This is a genomic window from Sphingobium sp. EM0848, from assembly GCF_013375555.1.
Lineage (GTDB): Bacteria > Pseudomonadota > Alphaproteobacteria > Sphingomonadales > Sphingomonadaceae > Sphingobium.
In genome coordinates this window covers 1,298,742-1,325,687 of sequence record NZ_JABXWB010000005.1, presented here as the reverse complement: position 1 = coordinate 1,325,687, position 26,946 = coordinate 1,298,742, and the positions used below count along the sequence as shown (strand labels likewise).

Sequence of the window (26,946 nt, the reverse complement as noted above, 5' to 3'; positions counted from 1 at the left end):
CGCGGCGGACGCTCAATTGCGATTATGGATGGGGGAACGTCAGAACCTTCGTTCCAACAGTATCAGCGATGAATCCCCTTCGACCGGCAAGGCGGAGAAGCCCTTTTCCTGTTCCAGCGTGATGGCGGCGTGATTTTCGCGGCTCTCGATCGACTGGAGTCGTTTGATCCCCCACCCTTTCGCCTCCCGTGCCATATGATCGAGCAGGGTCCAACCTATGCCGCGTCCCTTGTGATCGGCACGAATGGCGATGGCGACCTCGCCGGTTTCGCGCGCCTTGTCCGCCGCCAGCGTGGCAACGGCGATGATCGCGCCCTCCGTGTCGAGAGCCAGGAAATTCTCATGCATTTGCGGCTCATGCCGCGTCAGCTCCGCCAATTGCCCGGATGTCAGCGCCTGAACCGCGCTCAGGAAGCGGAAGCGTCGATCATCATCGGACACCTGCCCGAAAAAGGCCGTCAGTGCCTCGCCATCATCGGCGATCGCGGGGCGTAGGCGGAAAACAAAACCGCTGCGGGTGCAAAGTTCGGTCATGATCAATCCTCCTCATGCCGGCGCCAGAGCCTTGACCACGAAAGGCAGGCGCGCGCCGTCCGGCTCGGTCAGGGTCAGATACCCCCCCGGCCGAATCGCATGGGCCTCCAGCCGGAAGATCCTTTCATCATCCTCTTCTCCCGGTTCGTAGGATAGTGCCCAACCGTCGGCGGTGCGCAGCAGCGTGCCGTGGCGATCCGGCTCATTGGGCCAGAAGCGGCGCACCGTGGCCAGTTCCGGATGGACGCGATACTCCCTCTCATCGATCAGACCCTCCGTCCCGAGGGGCAGGCGCAACACATAGCTGCGTGCGGCCGACCCGTTGGGAAAGGTGGGCGTTCGTGCCAGTTCCAGGCGTATCGTCATCCAGCTCATAGCCATTCCAATCGGATTCTGCGGCGAAAAGCGATATAAGGATTATCCCTGATGGCGATGGCGTCCGGGAAGGGCCTAGTCAGGCAGGGCAAGAGCGTTGCTTGCCGGGAGACAGTCGATGAAATCGGTCCTGCTGCACATTCATGAAGATCATGGCGCGGAAAGCCGTCTGCAAGCGGCCTGCGATCTGGCCCGCGCGTCGGGCGCGCATATCCATTGCGTGCAAGTGACGGCCATGCCTGATTTCGTCGCGGCGGACATGTATGGCGGCGCATCCATGGCGCCGGCCATGATGGCGGAACTGTACGACATCGACGAAAAGGCGCGGCGGCGCACAGAGGAGCGGCTGCGGCGGGAAGATGTGAGCTGGGACTGGCGCCATGTCGAGGGCGACATGGTGCACGGCCTGCTCTCTGCCGCCACGCTGACCGACGGGATCATCGTCACCCTGCCGTCAGGCGCACGCAAGGAACTGGCTGATCCGCTGCATCTGGCCGCCGATCTGGCGCTGGCCGGGCGGACGCCGGTGATCGCGGTGCCGCAGGATGCGAAATCCTTTCCCGTGACAGGCCGCGCGGTCGTGGCCTGGGAGGGGTCGCAGGAAGCCTCCGCCGCGCTGCGGCTGTCCATACCGCTGCTGAAGCTGGCGGAGGAAGTCCATGTCGTGACCGTGGAGGAAGCAGGCAAATATCCCTTCCCCGCTACCGATGCGCCGGAATATCTGGCTCGCCACGGCATCAAATGCCAGTTCCACACCTGGCCGCAGGACGGCCGCACCGTGGAAGCCGCGCTGAAGGCCTCGATCGGCGTGCTGAAGCCCGACTGGATGGTGATGGGCGCATTTGGCCATAGTCGCCTGCGCGAAATGGTGTTCGGCGGCGTCACCCGCACGATGCTGCGCGAAGTGCACGTCCCGCTCTTGCTGGCGCACTGAAGGCACGGCATGGAGGGGGCATGGCGGTAGCGGACGATGAAACCGATGGCTTGAGTGAGCGTGAGCATAGTCTGGAACAGGCGCTGCTCGGCTCCATATTGGCGACCGTGCCCGATGCGCTGATCGTCATCGACATGCGTGGACAGATCGTGTCGTTCAGCGCAGCCGCCCAGCACATGTTCCAATATGCCGAAAGCGACGTGCTGGGCGAGAATATCTCGATGCTGATGCCTTCCCCCGACCGGGAACGACATGACGGCTATATCGACCATTATATGAGCACTGGTGAGAAACGGATCATCGGCATCGGCCGCCTGACCAGCGCGCGGCGGCGGGACGGGTCCGTCTTTCCCATCGAGTTGTCGGTGGGCGAGGTCAGCGATCAAGGGCGGCGGCTGTTCACCGGCTTCATCCGCGACCTCACCGAACGGCAGCAGGCCGAGCGGCGGGTGGCCGATTTGCAGGCGGAACTGGCCCATGCATCACGGGTGACGGCAATGGGAACGCTGGCCGCCGCGCTGGCGCATGAATTGAACCAACCGCTGACCGCCATCGCCAATTATCTGGAGGCGGGGCGCGACCTGCTCGACGGCGAGGGACCGGTCGACCGTGAACTGTTGCGCGAGGCGATGGACGAGAGCGCGCGCCAGGCCCTGCGTGCGGGCGAGATCATCCGGTCCCTGCGCGAGTTCATCAAGCGCGGCGAAACGATGCGCCAGCCCGAACCCCTCCGCGGGCTGCTGGCAGAAGGCGCGGCGCTGGCCTTTATCGGCGTCGACAGCCGGGGGCTGGACATGGACATCAGCGTCGACCCGCGCGTCGACAAGGTGCTGGTCAATCGCGTGCAGTTGCAGCAGGTCATCATCAACCTCACCAAGAATGCGGTCGAGGCTATGGCGGAAAGTCCGGTCCGCATCCTGCGCCTGTCCGCCATTCCGGGCGAAAGCGGCCGGGTCGAGGTGATCGTCGCCGACAGCGGGCCGGGGCTGGACCCCGACATGTCGCGCACGCTCTTCACCCCCTTCACCACCACCAAGGCGTCCGGCATGGGCGTTGGCCTGTCGATCAGCCAGACCATCGTCGAGGGGCATGGAGGACGCATCTGGGCCACGCCCTCCCAATGGGGCGGCACGGCCTTTCACTTCACCCTGGACGCAGTGGAGCCAGCATGAGCGAACCCTATCCCACCTATGTCGTGGACGATGACGAAGCGATCCGGCGGTCGCTGTCCTTCATGCTGAAGACCAGCGGCTTCGCGGTGAAGCTGTTCGATGGCGGCACCGCCTTCCTGAAGGAAGCCGCCGACCTGCCGCCGGGCTGCGTGCTGCTGGACGTGCGGATGCCGGATATCGATGGGCTGGCGGTGCAGCGGGAATTGCGCGCGCGGGGCATCATGTTGCCGGTAGTCATCATGACCGGCCATGGCGACATCGACATGGCGGTAACGGCGATGAAGGCAGGCGCGAGCGACTTCATCGAAAAGCCGTTCGAGAAAAGCGCGCTGCTTGGCTGCATCGAGGCGGCGCAGCGACTGACCGTGGCCGATCGCGGCGCCAGCGCCCGGACGGAGGATGCAAAGGCGCGGCTCAACGTCCTGACCGAGCGGGAACGGGAAGTGCTGGACGGGCTGGTCGAGGGGCTGCCCAACAAGACCATCGCCTATGATCTGGGGATCAGCCCGCGCACGGTGGAAATCCACCGCGCCAATCTGATGCAGAAGCTGGAGGTAAAGAGCCTGGCCGAAGCGCTGAGGATTGCCTTCCACGCCGGACTGGCGAAGAACGAAGCCTAACGCGGAAATTTTGTGGAGCCGTTTGCTTCTGGGTCAGGAATTGCAGGAAACGACCATTCCAAGCCTTAGAGCGGTGAGCGCAAAGTAGGAATCGCGGACGATTCCTTTTTGCGCGGATTTGTGATTCATGTGCCTGTGGAGGTGAACCATGGGCAGAGCATATTCGGCTGATTTGCGGGAACGGATATCGGCGCACGTAAGGGCGGGACACTCGCGCCGGGCGGCGGCCCGCCATTTCGGTGTGAGCGCGAGTTGCGCAGTGAAGTTGTTGCAGCGAGTGGAACGAACAGGTTCGGCTGCTTCTTCACGAATAGGGCGGCCACGCGGCGCTGGTAAGTTGGCGCCGTATATGGCCCGGTTGACGGGCTGGGTGGATAGGGAACCAGACATCGGCATGTCGGAGCTGTCCAACAAGCTTGCAGCGGAGACGGGCGTAGTTGCCCATCCGGCATCCCTCTCGCGGGTGCTGATCCAGGCTGGCTATCGGGTAAAAAAAACGCTGCTGGCCAGCGAGTGCGGACGCGATGATGTCGCTCATGCGCGACTGCGATGGCGCCTCGACCGGCAGCCGCAGATGCGCGCAAAGCCTCATCACCTCGTCTTTCTGGATGAGACGGCGACCACCACGAAGATGACCAAGCTTCGTGGCCGGGCGCCAAAAGGAGAGCGTCTCAAGGCCCGCGCTCCGTTCGGTCATTGGAAAACGCAAACCTTCATCGCGGGGCTGCGCTGCGATTGCTTGGTTGCCCCGTGGGTGATCGACCAACCGATGAACCGGCGCCTGTTCGAAACCTATATCGAAACCCAGTTGGCGCCAACGCTCAGCCCCGGCGATGTTGTGATCGCCGACAATCTGTCGAGCCACAAAAGCGAAAAGGTCAAAGCCTGCCTTAAAGAGCGAGGTGCGTGGATCCTTTTCCTCCCCGCTTATTCACCCGATTTGAACCCAATAGAAATGGCCTTCGCTAAATTGAAATCGCACCTGCGACGGATCGGGGCGCGGACCATCGATGAGCTATGGAAGGCTCTCGGACATATCTGCGACCTCTATTCTGCCGAAGAATGTTGGGAATATTTCAAGGCCGCCGGATATGCGTCCAACTAATCGCTCACCGTTCTAGAAGGCGCCCTGAACTTCGCCGGATTGCAGACGTTCGTCGTCTATGCGAACCTTGCCGCATGAGGTTGTTTGGTATCCTTTTTTTGCTTTGCGCGATGTCGGCTTGCTCCGAGCAGCCGAAGCGCGAGGTTTGGGCCGTGGTTGTTAATATTGCGGAACACGCGAACCCCAAATGGCACCCCGACGAGTTGATCGTAACAGCACGAAGTCAAGATGGAGCCTTCGGATCAAAAGCTGTTCTGAGGACCCGCCTGCACTGTCGCATTGGTGATACGGTTCACGGTTCCGCACGCGGCATGTCGTTGACGCTAGATGACGGCGCGCGCATTAGTTGAGGTCAGCTTTCTGGCTTTCATGCTTGTAGGCAGACTATCGCCAAACCACCCAACTAGCTTAAATCACCAGAAGTACCGCCCAAGCAATACACCCCAGCCCCGTGGCCACAGAAATCAGCCGCCCCCAGGGCAGCAGCTTTTCCATCGCCACCAGCAGCGTCAACAACGCGATCCACACGAGGTTCATGACGCCGCCGACGAACAACAGCGCCATCAACATCCAGCAGCATCCCACGCACCATGCACCGTGGATCATGCCCATGCGCAGCGCGCCCGTCCGACCTGGGCGATAATAGCGGCTGAGAAAAGTGGCCGGGTTGCGGCACTGACGCAGGCAAGCGTCCTTCCATGGGCTGAACTGGTAGAGGCCAGCTGCCGCCAGCAGTCCCGCCGACAGCCAGTGACTGGACGACGCCATCGCCATCGGGGCCAGCATGGCTGCGGCGCTCAGCCGCCATTGCGCGGTCGTCGCGAGCAGGGAGAACAGGCCCCAGACCAGCAGATAGCCCGCCAGAAAGCTCTCCGTCGCGGGGCGGACGATCGTCTTGCGATGGGTGGCGGCACGGGCGTAGAGCAGGATCGTCGGCGCGGCGGAAGGCAGCATCATCGCGACCATCATCACCCACCACATGATCAGCGTCAGCGCGAACTGCGCCGCCGTCCACGGGCCGACCACAGGCATCATCATCGCCATCATGGGGTCTTGCGGCTGAAGTCCGGAGGGCGCGAGCGACGCCATCGGCGCCATACCCATGCCCGCCCCCAGCAACAGCCAGCCCCAGGCGAGCAGGATCAATGCGGCCAGCGCCATTACCGACAGGATGCGATGCCGGGCAAGCACCGCTTCCACCTCAGCCCTCATTGCCCCCGCACGACGCCATGGCTGTCGAGATGCAGATGGGCGAATTGGCCGTAGCTCGACGCATGGGCGAGCGGCATCGGATCGACGGACCGGGTGGCGCCCGAACCGACCTCCGCCACTTCATATTCGAAGCCGTCGGGCAATTGTATCCGGGCGCGGACTTCGCTGCCATTGACCGGGCTGCGGATCGGTTCGCCGTCCATTTCCAGATGGCCGGCTATGCGCAGCCGGGCCTTGCGCCCTTCCACATCCACCTCGAAATCGACGGGCACGAAACAGGGTTCATGCATGGTCGTGATGGTGGAGGCGAAGACCGCGAAAACGGTCGCGAACGGATCGGTATCGCCGCCCGTCAGGATGGTCAGTAGGGCATCGCGCTGCGCAGGCGTGGCCCGCTCATCGACGAAGGCGACGCATTCGCCCTGCCCTTCATGGATCGGGCCCGGCCAACTGAAGACGCCCGCTATGTTGAGACCGGACAGGTCTGTGTCGCCATGATGTCCTTCATCGATGGCGATGCCGACAGCGGCCTGGCAACGTCCCTTGTCGGGCAGACCGCCGAACTGGCAGTTGCAGCCATATTCGCAATTGCAGTTCGCGAATTCCCGGCCCTTGAGCTTCCAATAGACCATGGCAAGTTCCCCCTTATGTGGGTACCGGGGGACTATAGCATATCGATCGGGCCGCGTTCCAGACTTTCGCGCGCGACCCCGACGAGGTTCACCAGACGGTGAATCCGCCATCGATGCTGAGCGCCTGCCCCGTGATGAAGCCGGCCTGCGGCGAACACAGCCAGACCACCGCGCTGGCGATGTCATGGGGTTCCCCCAGCCGGCCCATGGGCGTCGCCTGCATCAACTGTTCCATGTCCTTCTGGTTATCCGGGTGATCGGTCATCCCGGTATGGGCGATGCCGCCTGGGCAGACCGCATTCACCCGAATGCCCGCCCGTGCGTAATCCAGCGCGACGGCGCGGGTGAGACCGACCACTCCGGTCTTGGACGCGGAATAGGCGGCCAGCCCCGGTCCGCTCACCACACCCATGATCGACGATGTGTTGACGATGGCGCCGCCGCCATGGGCCAGCATATGGGCGCATTCATGCTTCAGGCAGAGCCAGACGCCCTTCAGGTTGACGCCGATGGTGCGGTCCCAATCCTCTTCCGACATCTCGGCCACGGGCGCGCCACGCGGCGCGATGCCCGCATTGTTGAAGGCGCACTGCAACCCGCCGAAGCTTTTGACCGCCAGGGTGACGGCATGGGCGACATCGGCGTCGCGCGACACATCCGTCGCCACGAAGATCGCGCGTCCGCCTGCCGCCTCCACGGCATGGGCAGCCTCCTCGCCAGCGGTTTTCGCTACATCGGCGAGCACCACATGCGCGCCCGCTGCGGCAAAGCTCAAGGCCGCCTGACGACCGATGCCGGTCGCAGCGCCCGTAACAAGCGCGACTTGGCCGTCAAGATCATGCATATCCTTCTCCCATCCTGTCATCTCATTGGATCGTCACGAATAATCATTGTTCCGGCCATAGTCTTCATGGAAATTGCATAATTTTTGGACGACATTGATACGCATAGAATGGCGTTCAAATGCTCCCCCTACGCTCCATTCCGTACAAAAGGATGTATCGCTTGAGGCATATGGCGACATGGCACTCAACATTGTCCTGTCGGGCGCCCTTTTCGTCGCAGTGCTGATCGCCATTCGTGATCGGCAAACGCATGGGTCGCGCCTGCGCCGCACCGGTTTCAGTTCGGCGACAGATCAATCACCTGGCAGACGCGATCCCATACGGCCTCCGGGCAGGGCACGACAATCTGAAATACGCCATCCAGCAGCGCGGTAAATTCCTCGGCGTCCCGGATGGGTCGCTCTGAAACGCCCCGCGGCGTCGTTGTGTATCGCGTGGCGTTGCGGACGGCCTCTATGCGATCGGGAAAGTGACGCTGGATCACGAGATTGGTCCTGAACGGCGACGCCTCGGCCTCCCGGAGGTACCTCTGGGCATGCCCCAGCGCCGGTTCATCGACATAGTCCGCCCGGAAGTCGAAACTGGGCGCGCCGCTATATGCGTGATTGCGGAACCGCAACCAGTCTCCGTCCGCATGTTCAAGCGCGAAGGCATAACCGCGCTGTTCGGCCGAGCCGACAACCAAAGGAATCGGGTCCACCAACGCGTCGCCAAGGCCCACTTCCGCAAGCCAGGGTTCCTCAAAATCGACCCGCAGCGTCAAATGGTTGCCGATGGCGAGATCGCCCAGCTCAGCCCGGCGAACTCCACCGCACAACCGCGTCACGGCGAAACCGCAAGCGGACAGGGCTGCGCCAAGCAGACCGTTCATTTCATAGCACCAGCCCCCCCGGCGATGCTCCACCATCTTGGCAAATGCGTCCTGGGGATCAACGCTGGTGGGCCATTCCATGAAACAATCAATGGCTTCCCAGGTGAAGCCATATGCATGGGCGCGATGGATCGCCTTTAGCGCGGCTGGATCGGTCCTTTCGGGTCGCCGGACCCCGATCCGTGCAAGATAGGCATCCAATTGCGCTTCTGTCAGACTTTCCGCCATTTCATGCCTCCCCGGACCTGCGGCACGGTTTATCATAAGTGCACAGGATACCTTAATGGCTCTTGCGCCGCCTGAACTCCAGATCGATCGGTCGCATCACGCCGTCTGGTCTGATCCTGACCCGAACGAAACCCTGGGTGTCCGGGCTTGCCAATTGGCGCGACAATGCCAGCGCACGCGACTGGGACGTGAAAATAATAGCTGATTCCAGCCCCCGGACTTCCCGCCGGGCGCCAACGGAAGCACGCGCAATGATGGCGCATCCTTTTGCCTTGTCGGGATCGGACCAGCCCATGACGACCGGCAATTCACGCACCCTGACGATGTTGGGCGCCGTCCCTTCGATGCATAATTGATCCACGAAGGACGCGTTGAACGACACCCCTCCCTCATCGAGGCCGTCCGCCGGTGCGCGGTCCACAGGCCAGTCATATCGATATTGGACATAGTGCCCCCGCAGCAGATCTCTGGGATCATAGCCTTTGATGGGGATGAGCCATTCCTGCCCCTGCCGGGCAAGGCGATAGGTTGCCGCCCAGCTACAAGCCAGCACTACCAGCGGCAGCAGGAGGGCGGCGGCGAGCAGAAGGCGGGGCGAAACAATCCTTATCATTCCCCGCCCCTCCCCTCGGGGGCATAGCGCCTCGATATACGCACCGTCACCCATGCCACAGCCATGGCGAAAGCCCCGGAAAGAATAAGGCCGGCGCCGTTCCCCAACAGGTCGTCATTCAGTTCAAAACTGAGGATGATGATGCGAATGGCAAGCAGCGCGATCGCGCCCTGAAACAGGCGCCGCTGCCGGGCGAAAAGAGCGCCTCCGGCGACCGCGCCCCAGAGGATGAGGAAGAATAATGCGCCGATCCATGGGCCACGGATCGGGCCATGCATGGCAAGCAATAAGGCGTCAGCGAAATGCACCATGGCCGTGACCACCAATATGCCTGCCATCGCTTGGCCAGATCGCGCTCCCCTGACCGACAGGATCGCCGCCGCCGCACCGATCAACGCCAGGCTCTGGATCGCGACGCTGCCGACCATGCCATGCGACCGGCCATCCCATTGGCCAACGATAATGACGATGGTGAGGCCGATCAAAATGGTGGCGATGGCCAGCAGTTCCAGCACGCGCCAGAAAGCCGGACGATCGCTACGGTCGCGGATCAGCGCGGCAAAGGCCGCGACCGCCATCGGCGGACAGCCGATCAGTCCCCAGAACAAGGTGGGAAAGGCAGGTTGCGGCATGTGACGGCCCCATGACCAAAGGCCATATTCGTCGGCATAGGACCATGTCGTGCCGATGACGCCGGCCAGCCAGAGGCCTGCGACAGGCCACCCCCGCCCGAACAGAAGCAGCAGCGGGGAAAAGATGATCAACCATGCCAATAGCGGCTGCCAGAGCGGCGACGATGTCTGGTAGACCTGACCCACATGGCCGAAAAAGGTCAGACCCAGCACCGCTGCCACGAACAACAGGCCGTCGCTGCAATAACCATCCTTCGCCGCCGCCCCGGCCAGAGAGCACCAGAGCAGAACCGCACAGCCGATCATCAGCGCGAAGTGGATCGCAAGGCGCGTTTCGCCCGGTATCGCATCCCAATTGGCCGCGACGACGGACACGATGCCGAGCCCGATCGTCAGCACGCCCAGCCCGACGACCGCCCACAGGCCCACAGGCCCACAGGCCGGCTGTGCGCGGCCTCCCACAAGCGGATGCGCTCTGCGATTTCGGCGTCGATCAGGCCGGCATCCTGCCATGCCCTGAGTTGTCGTTCCGACATATCCTCCCTTAATCCTCGCGCTCGGTAGATCGGAACCGCAATCGGACCTCCCCATTTGCCGGCACCGTCATGGCCCAGACTTTCTTGCCCGGCTTGTCCGTCACCCGGCCGCCAAAGCCGTCGAAAATCCGACCGCCATTCTGCGGAAAGTCCATCTCAAAGCGCACGGCAAAGGGATTGGCGTTGCGCACGATCAGCCGGTGGCGCAGGACGCGCTCGCCCTCCTTCCTCTGTTCCTGCTCCAGCGTGAGGTTGCTTGCCTGCGCAAAGGGCCATTCAACGTCTTCGTCCACGGCCTTATCGCCCGTCGCGCTTTCTCCGACATACATCCGGCCCCAGGGGCTGTCCTGATACAGCACCGCGCGCCCCGCCGGGAGCGGATCGCCCAGACCATCCGCCACCCGGTTGCGAAAACGGAACAGCATCCGGGGATCGTCCGGCTCGTCCCAGATCATCTGCGATCGATAGATGAGGCTGCCCATCACCTTCTGCTTGATCAGAAAGGCGACCTGCTTTTGCGACCGCGCAGCGACCGTGACGGGAACGGGAATGCGATAGAGTTTGAGGTCGCCCAGATTCTCCGCTCTGGCAACCACTACAGGCGCGGCGGGAGCTGACAGCGCCATTTCCCGCCGCTGGGCTGTCACGACGATATCCTCCCCCGCCACCATCATCGCCACCGGCGCGGGCGGCGGCGGAGCCGGATGGCCGATGTCGCTCGTCGTGTCAGCCGGCCAGCAATCGCTGAACCTGTTCAGATAACGGGCCTCCTGATGCGCTCTTGCTCCCGTATCGTCGCGGCTGTCCGGCGATCGCTGCACCCGTCCGGCCACGGCGGCAGCCGTCGCATCGGGAAAACTGGTATCATCCGCGCTCGCCAGCGTCAGCCAGCCAAGCAGGCTCAGCGACTGTCCGTCAGGCGCCAATGTGCCGACATAGGTGGCGTCCCAGTCGAAGCCGGTGGCAATATAGGCGAGCGTGATGGTTGCCCAGCCGCCGGGCTGATCCTTGGTCGTCATCGTCAGCACCGGCCGGGCCGAGAGAGTCGGAGGCGCCTCCGGATAGAGCAGGGTCTGACGCAGGCCGGAACAATAAAGCGCTTCCACCCCACGCGGCGTCGTCACCACCAGCCGGTCGGCAGCGGAACGGACGGTCGCGCTTTCCTCCACCGTCCGTCCGGTCGCCGGATCGGTTCGGCGCAGGATCACCCGCTGCCCGGTAAAGGCATCCACCAGCCCCTTTTGCGACAGCAGGGCGGCATCGCGGTTGCGTTCGCGCGGGGGTGCGCCAAACAGGATCGCTGACTGCGGCACAATACCGCTCGCCACCCCTTCGAACCGGATCACCACCGGGCCGGGCGGCAGCATCACCCGGCGCGTCTCTGCTACCAGAGCGAAAGCGCCGGGATTGTTGCGGTCGATCGCATTCTCTCCCCGATCCGCATCGCGGTACAGGGTGACGGCCACCTTGTCCGGTGCGGCCGAAATCACCACGGGCGATTGCGCCCGCGCGACAACAGGCGTGCAGAGGAGGAGGATAAGCAGCGGCCACGGCCCGATGCGGCGCATGACGGTGCGCTTACCAGGGGGTAAGGAAGGTGGCGGTCAACTCGACCTTGCCATTGGCGGGCACGGGCACGACCCACCGCCGCATATCCGCCGTCTCCTGCACGCCCCCAATGCTTTCTTCCGGCACACGCAGGTCGCGCCACCACCCCCAACGGGCGAGGCCGGACTGGACCACATCGACATTTACCGGCGTCGATTTCGCATTGGTGATGATGTAGCGCATCTGGGTCCGGTAATATTTATCCGGCTGTTCGACCTGCACTTCCTTCCTGCTGCCGTCAGGATAGGTGACACGCCAGCGCGCGGTCTGCGTCCATTCGTCGGTCGTGATGACGCCGCGTTTCTCCACCACCGGCTGCACCTTTACGTCGAACGCATCCCCGGTACGCAGCGCCAGAGTGGAACCGCCCGGCGTGTGAGGGATGGTGCTTTCACCCACAAACTGCGCCTGCCCGCGAGAATCCCGCATATAGACGCGCACCGTACCCGCCGGCAGCGCGGCGCCGATACCGGAGGCTTTTGCATTGGAGAATTTCAATATGGATGCCGCGCTTTCGGCCTGATCCCGGCTTTCCATCCAGTCGTTGCGAAACTCATAACCCCGCTCCGCCGGAACGCCCGATGCATCGAGGAAGCTCACCTGCTTGGTCTGTGCATTGGCGATCGTGGTGCGTCCTTCGATCGGATAGACATGGAAGTCGCCCAATTGCTCGCCATCGCCGCTCTCGGTTCCCGGCTGATTCCCACGGGGCTGGGGCCGACCGCCATTATAGCGCTGCTGGACCTGCCCCACATCCCCCGCGACCAGCAGGGCGCGGGCATTGGCGAAGGTCGTGCCCGTGCTGTTATTGAGCGTGATCCAACCCTGCATGTCGAGCTTACCCGCCTTTTCGTCGAATAGCGCGACATAGTCGGATTTCCAGCTCATGCCCGGCGTCAGATAACTGAGCGTCACCGGCCGCGCCCCGGCCTGCTGCGCGTCCATAGTGACGCTGAGCGTCGGACGGGCACGCAAATTAGGCGGGATGGAAGAAAAAATGACCCGCACCGGCAGGCCGTCGTCGCGCAGCACCTCTATGCGATCGCCAATTTTCAGCACGACACCGCCATTGGCTGCCAGAACCGTTGCCTGCTCGCGCGTCTCCACGCCGGTTGCCGGATTGGTGCGCAGCAGGGTGATGGTCTGACCCACTGCCTTTTCCATCAGCGACGCAGGCGAGAGCAGATCATAATCGAAATTCTGTTCGACAATGCCGATGCCCTCGCCCGACAATGTCACCGTTTCCGGGCGGATTCGCGCGGAAACATCAGGAAATTCCTGCCGAGAGCGCCCTGCGGACAAGGTGATCCGCCGCACATCCTGCACCAGCGCCAGATCGTTATTATAGATGGTGACGGCAACATCGCCCTGGGCATTGGGCACCGCCGGCGATGGCTGAGCGAAAAGCGATTGCGGGATCAGGGCAGCAGCCGATGTAAAAGCAAGACATTTCAGCCGCATGAAGCCCCCCCTCTTCTCCACCAGTGCCACAAACATGCCTGAAAATGCCGAACCATTCCAGTGGCATATAAAGCCTGCTTCGATACACCGGCCCTGCATCTTCGTAAGATCGGCTATTGCTCCTCCCGGCTTCCCAAAGCATAGCGGTGGCGATGGATGAAGAACTGACCAAAATTGTGCTCACCGTGTTGCAACGGGCGCCCGAATGGATCCGACACGATCTTGCCGGAAAGGATGGCAATCTGCGCGCACGGGCCGAAGAGGCTTTGGCAGCCATGCTGGAAGCCGCCGTCCGCGAGGGTGGCTTCCACCAATAGGTCGCCAGCCATAGCCAGGCCGGTGCCAGTTTATCTCGTCCCATAATCTCGGATGCGACCATAGACCGTTGGCGAAACATTTGCCCCGCTTCCTTCGAAGCGGGGCTTATTTATTCAAATTGAGCCGCGTGCTCGCCATCCCTGATGGCGGCCGCATTCGAACCAAATGACGGCTGGGTCGTTTCACAAGGCAGCAAAGGAGAGTTATTATGCGTAAGACACTCTTACTAATTGCAGCCTTGGCTGCCGCGACCAGTGTTAGCGGCTGTTCGCGGGAGACGACCCGTGCTGGTCTGCGTGGCGCAGGCATCGGCGCGGTCGGCGGCGCGGTTGCGGGCGCCGTGATCCCCGGCCTTGGAATTGTCGAAGGCGCGGCAATCGGTGCCGCGGGCGGCGCCGCAGTCGGTGCGGCAACATCGGAAGGCAATCACACATGGGAGCGTGACCGGCGCGGCCGCGAATATTATATCGATCGCAACGGCAACCGCGTTTACCGATAAGCGCCAGCGCCGTGCGCGCAGCATATCGTCGATATGACAAGCCCTTGGGCGCAACGAAGGCGGGGGTTGGACAAGATCGCGAGCGCAATATCCGCGCTCGCGGTAACTGGAATGATCGGCTTTGCCCTGATCGCGGGGCTGCGTGACGCCCCCATGTTGCGCACATTGGCCGACACTTCCCCTTTGGCCTTGTTCAACCTGAAGCCCCCGGTGAAGGAAAAGCCTGAACCCGCAAAGCCGGTGAAGCAGCCCGCTGCAGAACATCAGGGCGGCGGCCGCGCTGCTCCCGCCCCGCATCAGGCTGACCTGAAGCGACCCGCAGCCATTATTGCGCCCGTGCCCGCAATCACTGTGCCTTCACCGGCTGTTCCGACCGTCGCCTCGTCGGTTGGCACCGGCGTGGATGGTGGGGGATCAGGCGGCGCGGGCAATGGGCGCGGATCGGGTGGAAGCGGCGCTGGGGCGGGAGGCCCGGCGGGCGAGGATGCCGCATTTTCGCCTGCACGGCAGACCATCGGGCGCTTCCGCAATTCCGATTTTCCCGAGACCGCTCGCGGAGCCGGCCGGCTGAAAATCGGGGTCCGCTATGTCATCGAGCCTTCCGGCCGCGTCGACAAGTGCGAAATCATCGAAGGAAGCGGCTATGCGGAAGTGGACGCCATGACCTGTCGCATCATCGAGGAACGCTACCGGTTCCGCCCCGCGCGCGACCCGGAAGGCTATCCGGTTGCCGAGGTGCGTGAGGAAGATTACCGATGGCGACCTCAGTAGGGCAAAACCCGCTGCCCATCCCGCAGCCATGTCGCGCTAGTGACCCGAAGTTGAAGTTCGTCACACTATTGGGCAGGCGCTGAACGAACTTCAGATTCATCAGGGTCACTAGCAAATATATGTTTCTAGTGTGGTTTATGGATTTGAAATACGCTCCCCACCTGGCCGCTATAATGAGGCGTATTTCAAATCCACCACACTAGAGCGCGCTGCGTTAGATCGGACGCAGCGCGCTCTAAGTTTTCGGTGCCGCATCGTTTTAAGCGGGAAACCGATTCCCACTTTCCCGCACGATGCTCTAGCCCACAGCGCGACGCATGAGCCTGTCCAGCCGTTCGGCAAAGGCGCGGGCATCGATAGGCTGCTCCCCATCGGCGATCCGCGCCTGATCCAGCAGCATATGCGCCATATCCGCCTTCAGCGCATCCGCATCGTCGGCCCCTGCCAGTTTCTGGATCAGCGCATGACCGGAATTGATCTCCAACACGGGCAAAGCAGCCTGCGGCAACTGTCCCGCACTGGCAAGCAGCTTTTCCAATTGCCGGTCCATGCCGCTGTCCGGCGCGACCAGGCAGACCGCACTGGTGGTCAGCCGCTCCGACACACGCACGTCCGACACCGCGCCAGCCAGGGCATCCCTTGCGAAGGCGAGAAAACTGTCCACCGCCTGATTTTCCGCCGGGGTCGGCTTTTCCGCATCTGCCGTCAGCGGGATGAGCCCAAGGTCCGCGGCGCCCTGAGTCACGGACTTGAAGGGCTTGCCCTCATAATCGACGCCGATGGTGGTCCAGAAATTGTCCACTTGATCGGGCAGCAACAGCACCTCTATGCCGCGCGCGCGGAAACCTTCAAGCTGGGGCGAGGTGGACAGCCGGTCCAGATCGCTGCCGGTCGCATAATAGATGGCGGTCTGGTTGTCCTTGATGTCCGCGACATAGTCCTTGAGCGACCGCCAGCCGCCCTGCGACGTGGTGCTCCTGAAGCGGGCCAGCCCCAGCAATGCCTCCCGGCGCTCGAAATCCTCGTACAGCCCTTCCTTCAGGACCGGCCCGAAATTCTCCCAGATCCGCAGATAGGCTTCAGCGTCGCTGTCGGCCAACTTCTGCAATTCGGTCAGCAGGCGGCCGGTCACACCCTTCTGGATCGCCGCCAGCACCGGGCTGTCCTGAATCATCTCGCGCGACATGTTGAGAGGCAGATCAGCCGAATCCACAAGACCGCGCACGAAGCGCAGATAGCGCGGCAAAATCGGAGCCTCGCCGGTGATGAACACACGGCGCACATAGAGCTTGATATGCCCCTTGCGGTCCGGGTCGAACAGGTCGAACGGCTTGGTCTCCGGAATGAAGGTCAGGACCGAATATTCATATCGTCCTTCAGCCCGATAATGGATCGTGCGTGCGGGCTTGTCATATTGGCCCGCCACGCTCCGGTAGAAGTCGGCATAATCCTCTTCGCTGATCTCCGACTTCGGCTTCAGCCACAGCGCCGCGCCATCCGCGACGATGGCGCCTTCCGCATCGGGCTTTTCGAACAGGGTGATCGCCACCGGCACATGGCCCGACTGCGCCTTGACGATCCGCTCGACGGTGAAGCGCTCCGCATAGGATTTGGCGTCATCCATCAGGCGCAGGACAACGCGCGTGCCCCGCGCAGGCGCATCCGCAAGGTCGACCGGCGCGATCCTGTAGGTGCCGAGGCCATCCGAACTCCAGCACGCCGCCACATCCGTACCGGCGCGGCGGGAGAAGACCTCCACCTCCCGCGCGACCATGAAGGCGGAATAGAAGCCGACACCGAACTGGCCGATCAGTTGCGATCCTTCCTGCCCCGCATCGGCCGCCAGCCTGTCCATGAACGCCTTCGTGCCCGACCGCGCGATGGTGCCCAGCGTTTCACCCATGTCGGCGGCGGTCATGCCGATGCCATTATCCTCTATCGTCAGGCGGCCCTGATCAGGGTCGAGGATCAGACTGATGCGCGGTTGCGGATCGTCGCCGAGCAGCAACGGGGTGGCGATGCCCTCATAGCGCAGCTTCTCGCAGGCATCGGCGGCGTTGGAGATCAGTTCGCGCAGGAAGACGTCGCGGTCGGAATAGACCGAATGCACCATCATGTGCAGCAGCTTCGATACGTCGGCCTCGAAGGCGTGGGTTTCCTGCGCCGCTGCGTTATCGATCGTCATGATGCTCATCCCCGTTCAATAATAACGGCGCGGAAATGGCGGCCTTCTTTCCATTTTGCAAGATCAAGACCGCCACCACGCGGCGGGGAATGAGGGGCAGATCAGCAACCCATCTTGCCTGAAGCACGGCGTCCGCTGCGCCATTCCAATCTTCGATCGCGGAAATCATCGGGAGCAAGGCCATGCCCTGCTTCCCGGATCAGGCTCTGCGCGATGTGCCAGGCAAGGTCACCGACACCGCCCGAAGATGTTCTGAAGGCGGCATGATGCGGCAATCCGCTTCCGTGAGGAAGGCACCCTTCTCGTCATCGTCGCGGGCAAGGAATATGGCACCGAATCGGCCCGCGCCTGCTCCGTTCCGACCGGCCTGTTAAGGTTCACCGATATGGATGGCGAGCCAGATCGTCGGATTGGCCGTGTAGGTGACGAAATGCGGTACACCTGCGGGAATGAAGAGATGTTCGCCGGTAGCCAGACTTCTCTGGCCAACGCCATCCAAAGTGAGTTCGGCAGAGCCTGTCAGGATCAGCACCCATTCATCCCAGTCCTGCACATAAGGCTGATCGACCGGCGTCGTTTGCCCATAGGATATAATTCGTTCGATGCGGACACCGGGTCGGCGCAGCAGATCTTCGAACTGTTCCCGATCCTCGCCTCCGCACTGCACCTCCAGCAGATTGGGTGGTATTGCGGCCGATAAGCCCCGATCATATTTCGATCCCATGGCATCGAACATGAAAATGGATCGCGGAGAATTACAAGCGGATATCGCATTTATATCGCATCATGCCCAAGAACGGCTGGATCACGCTGCACTGCGGTTACTCGTCCGCGTGAGATTCCCGCCATCTGTCAGAATGGCGTGAACGGCTGCCGCAGTCACTGGCCTGCTGAAAAGAAAACCCTGAAGCGAAGAACAACCCTGAGCCCGAAGCGCCTCCACCTGTTCGGGTTCTTCCACACCCTCAGCGGTTGTCTCCATGCCCAGCGCCGCTGCGAGATCCGTTATCGCCCTGACCACAGCAATAGCACCGGGCTGGTTCAGCAGATCTGAAATGAAGCTGCGGTCGATCTTGATCTTATCGAACGGAAACGCTCGGAGATAACTGAGGCTCGAATAGCCGGTGCCGAAATCGTCCAATGCGATCTTGATGCCCAGCGCGCGCAGGTTGTGCAACAGTTTGAGGATATCGTCGCTGCTGTCGAGAAAGATGGATTCGGTGATTTCGATTTCCAGCCGGTCTGGCGAGAGGCCGCTTGCGGCGAGCGCTTGCAGGACCACCTCAGTCAGCCCCTTGCGCCGGAACTGGATCGAGGAAACATTGACGGCCACGCGGATATGCGCGGGCCAATCCATCGCCTTCATACAGGCTTCGCGCATGGCCCAGGCGCCGATCGGCACGATGAGGCCGGTTTCCTCCGCAATCGGAATGAACTCGATCGGGGAAACAAGGCCGCGATCGGGATGATTCCAGCGGATCAGCGCCTCAAAGGAACCTATACGGTTCGCCTTGAGGTCGAAAAGGGGCTGGAAATACAATTCGAACTCGCCTTGTTCGATGGCCCGGCGCAGGTCGCTTTCGATCGCACGCCGCGCCTGGGCGCGTTCGTTGAGCGTAGCCTCGAAATAGCAATAGGTGCCGCGCCCTTCCGCCTTGGCCCGATAGAGCGCCAGATCGGCGTTGCGCAGTAGCGTATCGACGTCATGCCCCTCGCCCTCGGCTATGGCGATGCCGATGCTGGCGCCGGGCAAAATATCATGCCCATCGATCAGCATGGGCTTCTGGATCGCCGCCAGCAGGCCGCGGGCCAGCATGTCGACCGTGTCCTGCTCGTCTGTTCCCATGTGCAGCACCAGAAACTCGTCGCCGCCCAACCGGCTTACGAAGCAGCCGCTGGCCGCGACCGTCAGCCGTTGCGCCACGTCGATCAGCATCGCGTCACCCACCGGATGGCCGAGCGTGTCGTTCACCGTCTTGAAATTGTCGAGGTCGATGCAGAGCAGCGACAGTGCCTGATCCGGTCCGCGCATCGAAAGAAGCTGCGCAGCCTGCCTTTGGAACATCGACCGGTTGGGAAGTCCCGTCAGCACATCGTTGAAGGCGAGATGTGCGATATGCTTCTCTCGGTCTTCAATCTGTTCCACCATGGCGTTGAAGCTGGTTGCCAGACGGGCGAGTTCGTCTTCGCCGCCGATCGTGACCTGACAGCGATCGCCCCGAGCAAAGCGACCGACCGCCCCGTCCAATTGCGCCAGCGGCCGCGTGATCCGATCGGCCGTTCGCCAGGTAGCCAGGATCACCCCGGCAAGGCCCAGAAGAGCGAATACGCCAATGATCGTCTGCACGGGGCGATAAGGGGCCAGAGCCGCCGATTTGGAATAGAGCAGCAAAAGCGCGACATGCTGGTCGGCGGTCAGCATCGGCAGCGATTTTGCGAGCGCAAAGCTGGTTTCGCCGCCAAGATGCAATTCGAACGCGCTGCGTTTGTCGAGAAACTGGTCGAAGACCTGACCGGCGCGGCGATCAACCTGCGCGAAATTGCCGGCAACCCGCTGCCAGCTCTGATCCGTGCGCAAGACGATCCCTGCGTCGAGCGCGATCGGAGACATGCCCTCGAGCGACCGCATTTCCCGCGCATTGAGGTCAAGGCCGAAGACGATCCAGCCGATTTCAGCGGGAGCAAGGATCGGGGCGGCGACGACCTGCCTCACCTGTCCGCCCCATTGTGCCACGCCAACCCGTCTGCCGCTGTCCAGCGCCTGCCATAATATCTGAACCTGCGCCGGTGTCGGCGGAGCGCCCCGTCCCGTGATACTGCCGTCGACGTGCAAGATGAAGGCGTTGCGCACGTTCATTCGCGATTTGAGATTGTCGAGGGCGGAAAGCACCGTCGCACGATCACCTGTCGCCACAGCCGCGCGAAAGCCAAAGTCACGGGCCAGAAGTGCGGCTGCTTCATTGAGTTGCTGCGCACGCTGTTGCCACAGCCGGTCATAAATCGCGCCGCTGGCGACCAATTCCTTGCCGACCTGAAGGGAGGCCACGCGTTCCGTGCCGACATAGAGGGCCATGGCAATGCACAGCATGGCCGCCGCAAACACGCCGGCATAGACCACCGAAAGCCGCGCACGCAGCGAACGGAAGGCAAAGCCGGGCATCTCAATAACTGCTCATATTGTGCATCGGCGCGGCGCGGAACCGGATGGCGATGCTCTCATTGCTGTCGGACGTTCCCGCCTGGACCGGGCGCGTCACGCTGTTGCCCTGTGCGCTGAGATAGGGATGCCACAGCCCAAGGGTGTAAGGCAGGGCCTGAACATCATCGAAGATCGCGCGGCCTTGAGCGTCGGTCCGTGCGGTGAGTGCCGTGTCCGTCACATAGATAAAGGCCGACATGCTGTCATGAATATTGCAGCCTACAGCGATGATGCCCGGCTTGTCGAAGGTCACGCTGCGCGTCTGGTCGCGTGCGAAGAGCTTCAGTTCGAAGCGCTTTGCCGGAGAGAAGGAATAGACATGATGCTTGAACGGATCGAGATTGGGGAAGGACACATTCGTGCCGACTGGAACCACCGAAATGAAAGGGTGGAATTGCGTGTCCTTCTGGTCGATCCGATAGCCGGTGACTGGGCGCGGAACGGGGTTGGGCTTGCCCTGCGGCCGCAGCGTGACAATGACGTCACGGGCAGGCTTCCCGCTTGCATCGGTGACGCGGACAGTCAGGATCCGGGCCTGCGCAAGCGGTACGGGCAAAAGCGATGCAAAAAGGATGGTCATCAGCATCCGCATGCCGGTTCTCTTAGATCATTCAGGTAAAGAGGCGGTTAGCACGGGATTACCATCGCGCCCGAAGGCTCATCTGCATCTGGGTTCCTGATTGTTGCGGGTCCAGCATCACTCGGCTGCGCGCATCCTTGCTGCTTTGGACATGAAGCCCCTCCACCAGCAATGTCAGCCAGCGATCCAGCGTCCGCTTGGCCGCCACGGTGACGGCCCAGCCATCCTCATCGTCAAGCGCGGTGACCGCGCTGCCCCGGTTGCGCGTCCCGAATGCCTCGATCCTGGCCGATACCGATCCGCGTGCGAAATGGCGCGTCAATAGCGCAAAGGCGGAACGGAAGCGCGTATCGACCCAAAGCGCGCCATTCATGGGATAGCCCATATGCGTCGTGCCCCGCATGGCCTGCGCGCGCAATTGCCAGCCACGGGAGAACTCAGCCACCAGCCCGACATTGTCGAAACGCGTGCGCCACCCCCATTCCAGATCGGCATTGACGGCCTCGGGATTGCCGTCATTGTCATAATGGAAATATTCGAGATGGACCGGCACCGGCGGGTCCCAGGCCAGCTTCGCATAATAGCCGGGTCGGCGGAAAAAGCCGGGATCGATTTCCAGTGTCGGATGAGTGTAGTTCGGCTGGATCGTCGCGGTAAAGCTGTCGAGCGGCGGCAGCGGCTGTCGCCGACCGAGCAACAGCTTCCGGTCATGCAGCGCCCATCCCCGAAAGGCGAGCAGTGCGCCAGCCGTGTCATTGCTGTCGAAAACGGCCCCCGTGGCACTGAACCTGTGGCCGCCTGTCTGGATAGAGGCGCTGAACTCAGCCCCTACGACCTTGACCTCTTCCCCGATCCAGCTGTTGATCGCCGAGGGCGTGATGGTGTCGGTGACCGCCCATTCGGGTCCTGAATGTTCCAACGAGACGGGCGGCCACATCAGCCCGGCGCGGGCCGACAGGCGCATGGACGAATCGGCTAGCGGCTTCCAGGATAAAAAGGCTTCGGACAGGCCCGCTTCCAGACCGGGGCCGCCCTGCGCCAGCGCAACAACCGTTCCGGTCAGCGCCCAGCCAAAACGCGGCTGCCAGATCAGCGCTGCCTCGCCAAAGGCAGGATCGATATGAAAGTCGGAACGGCGGGCTGGCTCGTCGCCGCCGAAGCGCAGCTTCCCGAAACCGTTGTCCGTCCACGCCCGTTCACCGGACACGCCAACCAGCCGCGCGTCGCCCGTCACCGTCAGCGTCTCCGCAGAAAGCAGGTCCATATCGCCCGAGCCGGCAAAGGCAGGCGCAGCGCAGAATGCGTTCAGCAGCGCTAAGGCGAACCGAAATGTTCGCAGAATATGGCTTATGGCGACCGGCACAGCCGAAGCCTGCCCCAACATGATTAACTATCCGTTGATTGCAGACACAGTCGCGTCCCCTCTGCCGGTCAGAAGGGTGAAGCCGCTTCAATAATAGGAAGCAACAGCGTCGAGATGCTATGCGACGTTGCGGTCACTCCCGCACCGATTGGGCCAGAATGAAGCCGAATTCCGGACATGGCCGCCACGCACGGCTTGGCCGTTGCAAAACTATCCTCGCCCTTGAGGAGACAACTGCCTGCGCCGTCCGCATATATTCGTAACCGCCGTCGAACGAAGCTATAGAGGCGCGAACTGAATGGAATATTTCAGGGATATGTAAAACGTTCAATCCGGAGTAAAGTCGCGCTCAATTAGAGGAGAAGCAATTCTTCACGCGGCGGTTCGGAACAGGAGTCTGGGGCAAGAAATTCGCCCTTGGTATCTGCAAATCGACTCCATCTCTGCGCCGACATGTCTGGGAGGCAGGGGAATGCCCGATTTCACGATCAATGGGGAAAAGCACCGGGTCGACGCGCCCGCCGACATGCCCCTGCTCTGGATGCTCCGCGACATATTGGGAATGACCGGCACGAAGTTCGGCTGCGGCATCGCCCAGTGCGGCGCCTGCACGGTTCATCTTGACGGCGTCGCGGTCCGGTCGTGCCAACTTCCGATCGGCCTGGTGGGCGATCGAGCCATTACCACGATCGAGGGCGTCGGCGCGACACCGGCGGGCGCGAAAATCCAGAAAGCCTGGATCGACCTTGAGGTCATTCAGTGCGGCTATTGCCAGCCAGGACAGGTGATGTCGGCCGTGGCGCTGCTGGCCGGCAATCCCACGCCCGACGACGAAGCGATCGATGCGGCGATGGCGGGAAATATCTGCCGCTGCGGAACCTATGTTCGCATCCGGGAAGGGATCAAGCATGCCGCACGTTCCTGAGGCTGTCTCCAGCCTCTCCCGCCGCACCATGCTGCAAGGCGGCGGTGTCCTTGCCGCGGGACTCCTGATCGGCATCGAACTGCCCTGGTCGGCCGCTGGCGCATCCGAACCGGCGCCTACGGGCAAACGCTTCAACGCCTTCATTCACATCGCGCCCGATGACAAGGTGACCTTCACCCTGCCCGCCGTTGAGATGGGCCAGGGTGTTTTCACATCGCAGACCCAGTGTATCGCCGAGGAGCTTGATGTCGCACTCGCGGCGGTGATCGCGGCTCAGGCGCCGCCCGACCAGGCGAATTATGGAAGTCCGGTGTTCATCGTCCAGGCGACAGGCGGCTCGACAACGACCATGGCCTGGAGCGGACCGCTGCGGAAAGCCGGCGCGACCGCACGCGCCATGCTCGTTGAGGCAGCGGCACAAAGGTGGCACGTCGATGCCGCGAGCCTTTCCACGGAAAACGGGATCGTCACCCATAAGGCGAGCGGGCGGTCGCTTCGCTATGGCGAGGTCGCCGATGCCGCGTCCCGCCTCTCGCCTCCCTCTGAGGTCAAACTCAAGGATCCAGCACAGTTTCGGCTGATCGGGAAGCCGGTGCACCGGATCGACACACCGGACAAGGTGATCGGCAAGACTGTTTACGGCATCGACACGATGCTTCCGGGCATGAAGTTTGCCACGTTGATGGCCTCGCCCGTACTAGGCGGCAAACTGGGATCGGTCGACCAGTCCAAGACGCTCGCGGTTCCCGGCGTCAGCCAGGTGGTCGTGCTCGATGACCTCATCGCAGTCATCGGGGACAACACATGGTCCGCGATGCAAGGCCTGAATGCCCTCACCATCGAGTGGCGTCCAGGTGAGAATGCGAGCGTCGACCAGACCCAACTCTGGCAGGAGCTCGAAAAAGCCTCGCTCGGCAAAGGCGTTGTCGCCAAGAAGGAGGGTGACGCACCGGCCAAGCTCCAGGACGACAGCCTGTTCGAGGCGAGCTACGAGTTGCCCTATCTGGCCCACGCGCCGATGGAGATGACCAACTGCACCGTCCATGTCCATAACGGCGGCTGCGAGGTCTGGACCGGCACCCAGGTGCCCGGATACGCGCAGGCCGGAGCGGCACAGGCGCTGGGCATCCCGCCCGAAAAAGTGACGATCAACAATCACATGATCGGCGGTGGCTTCGGCCGCAGGCTCGAAGTCGACGGCGTCGTCAAGGCAACCCGGATCGCCGCCCATGTCGAAGGGCCGGTGAAGGTCATCTGGTCCCGCGAAGAGGATATCCGCCAGCAGCTCTATCGCCCGCTCTATCATGAACGATTGAAGGCCCGCATCGAGGATGGGCGGATCGCAGCCTGGCACCATCGCGTCACCGGCGGATCGGTTATGGCGCGTTGGCTGCCGCCGGCATTCAAGGACGGGATCGACATCGACGCGGTCGATGGGGCAGCGGAGATTCCCTATGCGGTAGGAGACCGGCTGGTCGAATATATCCGCCACGAAAGCGCGGTCCCCGTCGCCTTCTGGCGCGGTGTCGGTCCGAACGGCAGTATCTTCGCGATCGAATGCTTCATGGATCTCATGGCTGTCAAGACGGACATCGACCCGCTCGATTTCCGGCGGAAGCAGCTGGAGAAAAATGCGCGGGCACTAGGCGTACTGAACCTCGCGGCGGACAAGGCCGGTTGGGGAACGCCCGCGCCCGCCTCCCCCTTCGGCGCGCGCCGCGGACGGGGGATCGCGATCATGAACGCCTTCGGCAGCTATCTCGCCGCCATCGCCGATGTCGCGGTGAGCGATGAAGGCGATGTGCGTGTCACGCGCCTCATCATCGCTGCCGATGTGGGCAAGGTCGTCAATCCCAACATTCTGGAAGCGCAGATTCAGGGAGGAGCCATTTTCGGCCTGTCTGCGGTCCTGTTCGGCAAGATCAGCTTCGCCGGAGGGCAGGTCGAGCAGAGCAATTTCCATGACTATCGCGTCCTGCGCATCGATGAAACGCCGGTGATCGAGGTGCATGTCGTTCCCAGCAACGAGAATATGGGAGGGATAGGAGAGCCGGGAACAGTTGTCGTACAGCCTGCTGTCGCCAATGCCGTGTTCGCGGCCACGGGCGTACAGCTCACGCGCATGCCGATCGACCGCGCGCTGATCGCGAAGGGGGCCTGATGATGCGGCGCACATTTGCGATGCTGGCCGGGGCGATCCTGCTGCTGGTTGCCGCCTTCCTTGGGTGGATGATCTTTCAGCCGGGCGCTTACGGCTTTGCGGGCGGCACAACAGTCGATCTCAAGGATTATCCGGGACCTGCGGTAACCGGCGTCCCGGTCGAGCTTGCGGCGGCCGATCCCAGGTCAAAGGCAGAATATCTCATGCGCATGGCCGATTGCGAGGCCTGCCATACCGCCAAGGGTGGAAAACCCTTTGCCGGGGGCAGGCCCTTCGTCCTTCCCTTCGGCACGATCTACACGCCGAACATCACGCCCGATCCTGAAACCGGCATCGGCAAATGGAGCGACGCGCAGTTCCTGAACGCGGTCCACAAGGGCATCGCGCCAGACGGATCGCGTTACTATCCGGCCTTTCCCTACCCCTCCTACACCATGCTGACCGATGCCGACGCGCTCGCGATCAAGGCCTATCTGTTTTCGCTGCCGCCGGTGCGCCAGGCGAACAGGGACAATAGTTTCCGTTTCCCGTTCAACCAGCGCTGGCTGATGGGAATATGGTCAGCCTTTTTCAACAGCGACACCCGCTTCCGCCCGATCCGCGAACGTGACGCAAGGTGGAACCGCGGCGCCTATCTCGTGGAGGCGGCAGGGCATTGCGCCGAATGCCATACGCCCCGCAATCTCCTCCAGGCGCTCGACCAGCGGAACAAATTCACCGGCGGCCGGGCCGAGGGCTGGAATGCCTATAACATCACCCCCGACAAGGTCAGCGGCATCGGCGGCTGGTCCGACGCGGAACTCGCCGCCTATCTCGCCAATGGTCATGCCCGCGGCCGTGGGGTCGCGTCGGGGCCAATGCGCGAAGCCGTCGAACTGAGCCTCTCTCGGCTCACCCCTTCCGACATCGGTGCGATCATCGCCTATCTGCGGACCGTTCCCGCCATCCAGAGCCATCGCCTGCCGCAGCCGGCCGGCCCCGCACCCGCGACGCCAAGGATCGCCGCCATCGACAACCCGGTCGGCAAACGGATGTTCGAAGGCAATTGCGCGGGTTGCCACGCCTGGACCGGCGCCGGCGCACTGATTGAGGAAGCCCGTCTCACCGGAGTCCGTGCCGTCAATGATCCAAGCGCGGCGAACGTCGCGCAGATGATCCTGAACGGGACCGGAAAGGCGGGAAGCGGGCACCCCTATATGCCGAGCTTCGCGGCAGCCTATTCCAATGCCGAGGTAGCAGCCGTCGCCAATTATGTAACCGCGCGCTTCGGTGCGACCGCCTCGAGCATCACGCCCAGAGAGGTTGGGCGTCTCCGGCAGCAGAATTGATGGCAACGGCGGTGGCGCCCCGCAAAATCACCTGCGAAGATCGAACCGGACGATTCTCCTGATGGCAGCGACAAGAGCTCTATCTGATGCGCTCACCATCCGGCTCTATCCGCTTCATCGACGCCAATTGAAGATATCAGCGGCAACCCCGCAGAGCGCTCTGCTCGAGGACAGCTTTGGATTGTGGGGTAAGAAGCGGAATGCGGTTGGATCGGGACAGGATCTGCGCCGGTATGCCG

The 26,946-nt window shown here is 62.5% G+C and carries 26 protein-coding genes; 10 read left to right on the top strand and 16 right to left on the bottom strand.

The genetic code is table 11. The features are described from left to right. Positions 1-39: 39 nt before the first annotated feature. Both HUK73_RS24155 and HUK73_RS24150 read right to left on the bottom strand, forming a co-directional pair. Positions 40-534 carry a GNAT family N-acetyltransferase gene (locus HUK73_RS24155; protein ID WP_176594300.1) on the bottom strand — a complete coding sequence of 165 codons (495 nt, stop codon included), beginning with the start codon at positions 532-534 and terminating at the stop codon, positions 40-42. Positions 535-546: 12 nt separating this feature from the next. After that, complete coding sequence (locus HUK73_RS24150) at positions 547-900, bottom strand: hypothetical protein (protein WP_255326529.1); 354 nt, start codon at positions 898-900, stop codon at positions 547-549. 127 nt (positions 901-1,027) lie between these two features. Between HUK73_RS24150 and HUK73_RS24145 the strand changes: the two genes are divergently transcribed. The 4 genes from HUK73_RS24145 (at position 1,028) to HUK73_RS24130 (ending at position 4,740) form a co-directional block, all read left to right on the top strand. Beyond that, positions 1,028-1,843 carry a universal stress protein gene (locus HUK73_RS24145; protein ID WP_176594298.1) on the top strand — a complete coding sequence of 272 codons (816 nt, stop codon included), beginning with the start codon at positions 1,028-1,030 and terminating at the stop codon, positions 1,841-1,843. A gap of 20 nt (positions 1,844-1,863) precedes the next feature. After that, a complete protein-coding gene (locus tag HUK73_RS24140) occupies positions 1,864-3,015 on the top strand; it encodes a sensor histidine kinase (protein ID WP_176594297.1) in 1,152 nt (383 codons plus the stop codon). Further along, a complete protein-coding gene (gene fixJ / locus HUK73_RS24135; protein ID WP_176594296.1) occupies positions 3,012-3,635 on the top strand; it encodes a response regulator FixJ in 624 nt (207 codons plus the stop codon). The genes HUK73_RS24140 and fixJ overlap by 4 nt, the downstream gene beginning before the upstream one ends. Before the next feature lie 148 nt (positions 3,636-3,783). Beyond that, positions 3,784-4,740, top strand: a complete 957-nt coding sequence (locus HUK73_RS24130; protein ID WP_176591283.1) for an IS630 family transposase — start codon at positions 3,784-3,786, stop codon at positions 4,738-4,740. A 408-nt stretch (positions 4,741-5,148) separates the two neighbouring features. On the opposite strand, the gene HUK73_RS24125 is transcribed toward HUK73_RS24130, so the two are convergent. The 8 genes from HUK73_RS24125 to HUK73_RS24090 all read right to left on the bottom strand — a co-directional run bounded on the left by HUK73_RS24125 (position 5,149) and on the right by HUK73_RS24090 (position 13,378). Further along, positions 5,149-5,952 carry a DUF2182 domain-containing protein gene (locus HUK73_RS24125; protein ID WP_176594295.1) on the bottom strand — a complete coding sequence of 268 codons (804 nt, stop codon included), beginning with the start codon at positions 5,950-5,952 and terminating at the stop codon, positions 5,149-5,151. Next, entirely contained in the window at positions 5,949-6,584 is a 636-nt protein-coding gene (locus HUK73_RS24120) for a DUF1326 domain-containing protein (RefSeq protein WP_176594294.1), read from the bottom strand. Before HUK73_RS24120 ends, HUK73_RS24125 begins: the two co-directional genes overlap by 4 nt. An 88-nt stretch (positions 6,585-6,672) precedes the next feature. After that, positions 6,673-7,428, bottom strand: a complete 756-nt coding sequence (locus tag HUK73_RS24115; RefSeq protein ID WP_176594293.1) for a glucose 1-dehydrogenase — start codon at positions 7,426-7,428, stop codon at positions 6,673-6,675. 278 nt (positions 7,429-7,706) lie between these two features. Then, the gene (locus HUK73_RS24110) at positions 7,707-8,528 is read right to left on the bottom strand and encodes an arylamine N-acetyltransferase (protein WP_176594292.1); all 822 of its coding nucleotides are present in this window, start codon (positions 8,526-8,528) and stop codon (positions 7,707-7,709) included. Between the two features lie 52 nt (positions 8,529-8,580). Continuing rightward, complete coding sequence (locus HUK73_RS24105; protein ID WP_176594291.1) at positions 8,581-9,141, bottom strand: GDYXXLXY domain-containing protein; 561 nt, start codon at positions 9,139-9,141, stop codon at positions 8,581-8,583. Then, positions 9,138-10,235: a DUF2157 domain-containing protein gene (locus tag HUK73_RS24100; protein ID WP_176594290.1), complete on the bottom strand. Its 1,098-nt coding sequence runs from the start codon at positions 10,233-10,235 to the stop codon at positions 9,138-9,140. The genes HUK73_RS24105 and HUK73_RS24100 overlap by 4 nt, the downstream gene beginning before the upstream one ends. Before the next feature lie 82 nt (positions 10,236-10,317). Next, a complete protein-coding gene (locus HUK73_RS24095; RefSeq protein WP_176594289.1) occupies positions 10,318-11,877 on the bottom strand; it encodes a DUF4139 domain-containing protein in 1,560 nt (519 codons plus the stop codon). A gap of 10 nt (positions 11,878-11,887) precedes the next feature. Beyond that, a complete protein-coding gene (locus HUK73_RS24090) occupies positions 11,888-13,378 on the bottom strand; it encodes a DUF4139 domain-containing protein (RefSeq protein ID WP_176594288.1) in 1,491 nt (496 codons plus the stop codon). Between the two features lie 152 nt (positions 13,379-13,530). Here HUK73_RS24090 and HUK73_RS24085 point away from each other — a divergent pair, with 152 nt between their 5' ends. From HUK73_RS24085 to HUK73_RS24075, 3 genes are all read left to right on the top strand, one after another. Then, a complete protein-coding gene (locus tag HUK73_RS24085) occupies positions 13,531-13,695 on the top strand; it encodes a hypothetical protein (protein WP_176594287.1) in 165 nt (54 codons plus the stop codon). Positions 13,696-13,904: 209 nt separating this feature from the next. Then, complete coding sequence (locus HUK73_RS24080; protein WP_176594286.1) at positions 13,905-14,195, top strand: hypothetical protein; 291 nt, start codon at positions 13,905-13,907, stop codon at positions 14,193-14,195. Between the two features lie 66 nt (positions 14,196-14,261). Then, positions 14,262-14,966 (top strand): energy transducer TonB, encoded by a 705-nt coding sequence (locus HUK73_RS24075; protein WP_176594285.1) that lies wholly within the window; start codon positions 14,262-14,264, stop codon positions 14,964-14,966. 298 nt (positions 14,967-15,264) lie between these two features. Here HUK73_RS24075 and htpG read toward each other — a convergent pair whose 3' ends face one another. From htpG to HUK73_RS24045, 6 genes are all read right to left on the bottom strand, one after another. Continuing rightward, positions 15,265-17,151, bottom strand: a complete 1,887-nt coding sequence (gene htpG / locus HUK73_RS24070) for a molecular chaperone HtpG (protein WP_176594284.1) — start codon at positions 17,149-17,151, stop codon at positions 15,265-15,267. Beyond that, positions 17,138-17,320 carry a hypothetical protein gene (locus HUK73_RS24065; protein WP_176594283.1) on the bottom strand — a complete coding sequence of 61 codons (183 nt, stop codon included), beginning with the start codon at positions 17,318-17,320 and terminating at the stop codon, positions 17,138-17,140. Before HUK73_RS24065 ends, htpG begins: the two co-directional genes overlap by 14 nt. A 201-nt stretch (positions 17,321-17,521) precedes the next feature. After that, positions 17,522-17,887, bottom strand: coding sequence for a cupin domain-containing protein (locus HUK73_RS24060; protein WP_255326527.1), 366 nt, complete (start codon positions 17,885-17,887; stop codon positions 17,522-17,524). A gap of 69 nt (positions 17,888-17,956) precedes the next feature. Next, positions 17,957-20,311, bottom strand: coding sequence for an EAL domain-containing protein (locus HUK73_RS24055; RefSeq protein ID WP_176594282.1), 2,355 nt, complete (start codon positions 20,309-20,311; stop codon positions 17,957-17,959). Between the two features lies 1 nt (position 20,312). Further along, positions 20,313-20,930, bottom strand: a complete 618-nt coding sequence (locus tag HUK73_RS24050) for a methylamine utilization protein (protein ID WP_176594281.1) — start codon at positions 20,928-20,930, stop codon at positions 20,313-20,315. A gap of 58 nt (positions 20,931-20,988) precedes the next feature. Further along, the gene (locus HUK73_RS24045) at positions 20,989-22,194 is read right to left on the bottom strand and encodes a hypothetical protein (RefSeq protein ID WP_176594280.1); all 1,206 of its coding nucleotides are present in this window, start codon (positions 22,192-22,194) and stop codon (positions 20,989-20,991) included. A 571-nt stretch (positions 22,195-22,765) separates the two neighbouring features. Between HUK73_RS24045 and HUK73_RS24040 the strand changes: the two genes are divergently transcribed. Genes HUK73_RS24040 through HUK73_RS24030 form a run of 3 tightly spaced genes read left to right on the top strand, consistent with a single transcriptional unit; the run spans position 22,766 to position 26,707 of the window. Continuing rightward, complete coding sequence (locus tag HUK73_RS24040; RefSeq protein ID WP_176594279.1) at positions 22,766-23,218, top strand: (2Fe-2S)-binding protein; 453 nt, start codon at positions 22,766-22,768, stop codon at positions 23,216-23,218. Next, positions 23,202-25,379: a molybdopterin cofactor-binding domain-containing protein gene (locus HUK73_RS24035; protein WP_176594278.1), complete on the top strand. Its 2,178-nt coding sequence runs from the start codon at positions 23,202-23,204 to the stop codon at positions 25,377-25,379. Before HUK73_RS24040 ends, HUK73_RS24035 begins: the two co-directional genes overlap by 17 nt. Beyond that, on the top strand, positions 25,379-26,707 hold the full coding sequence (locus tag HUK73_RS24030; protein ID WP_255326526.1) for a cytochrome c: 1,329 nt from the start codon (positions 25,379-25,381) through the stop codon (positions 26,705-26,707). The genes HUK73_RS24035 and HUK73_RS24030 overlap by 1 nt, the downstream gene beginning before the upstream one ends. Positions 26,708-26,946 lie beyond the last annotated feature (239 nt).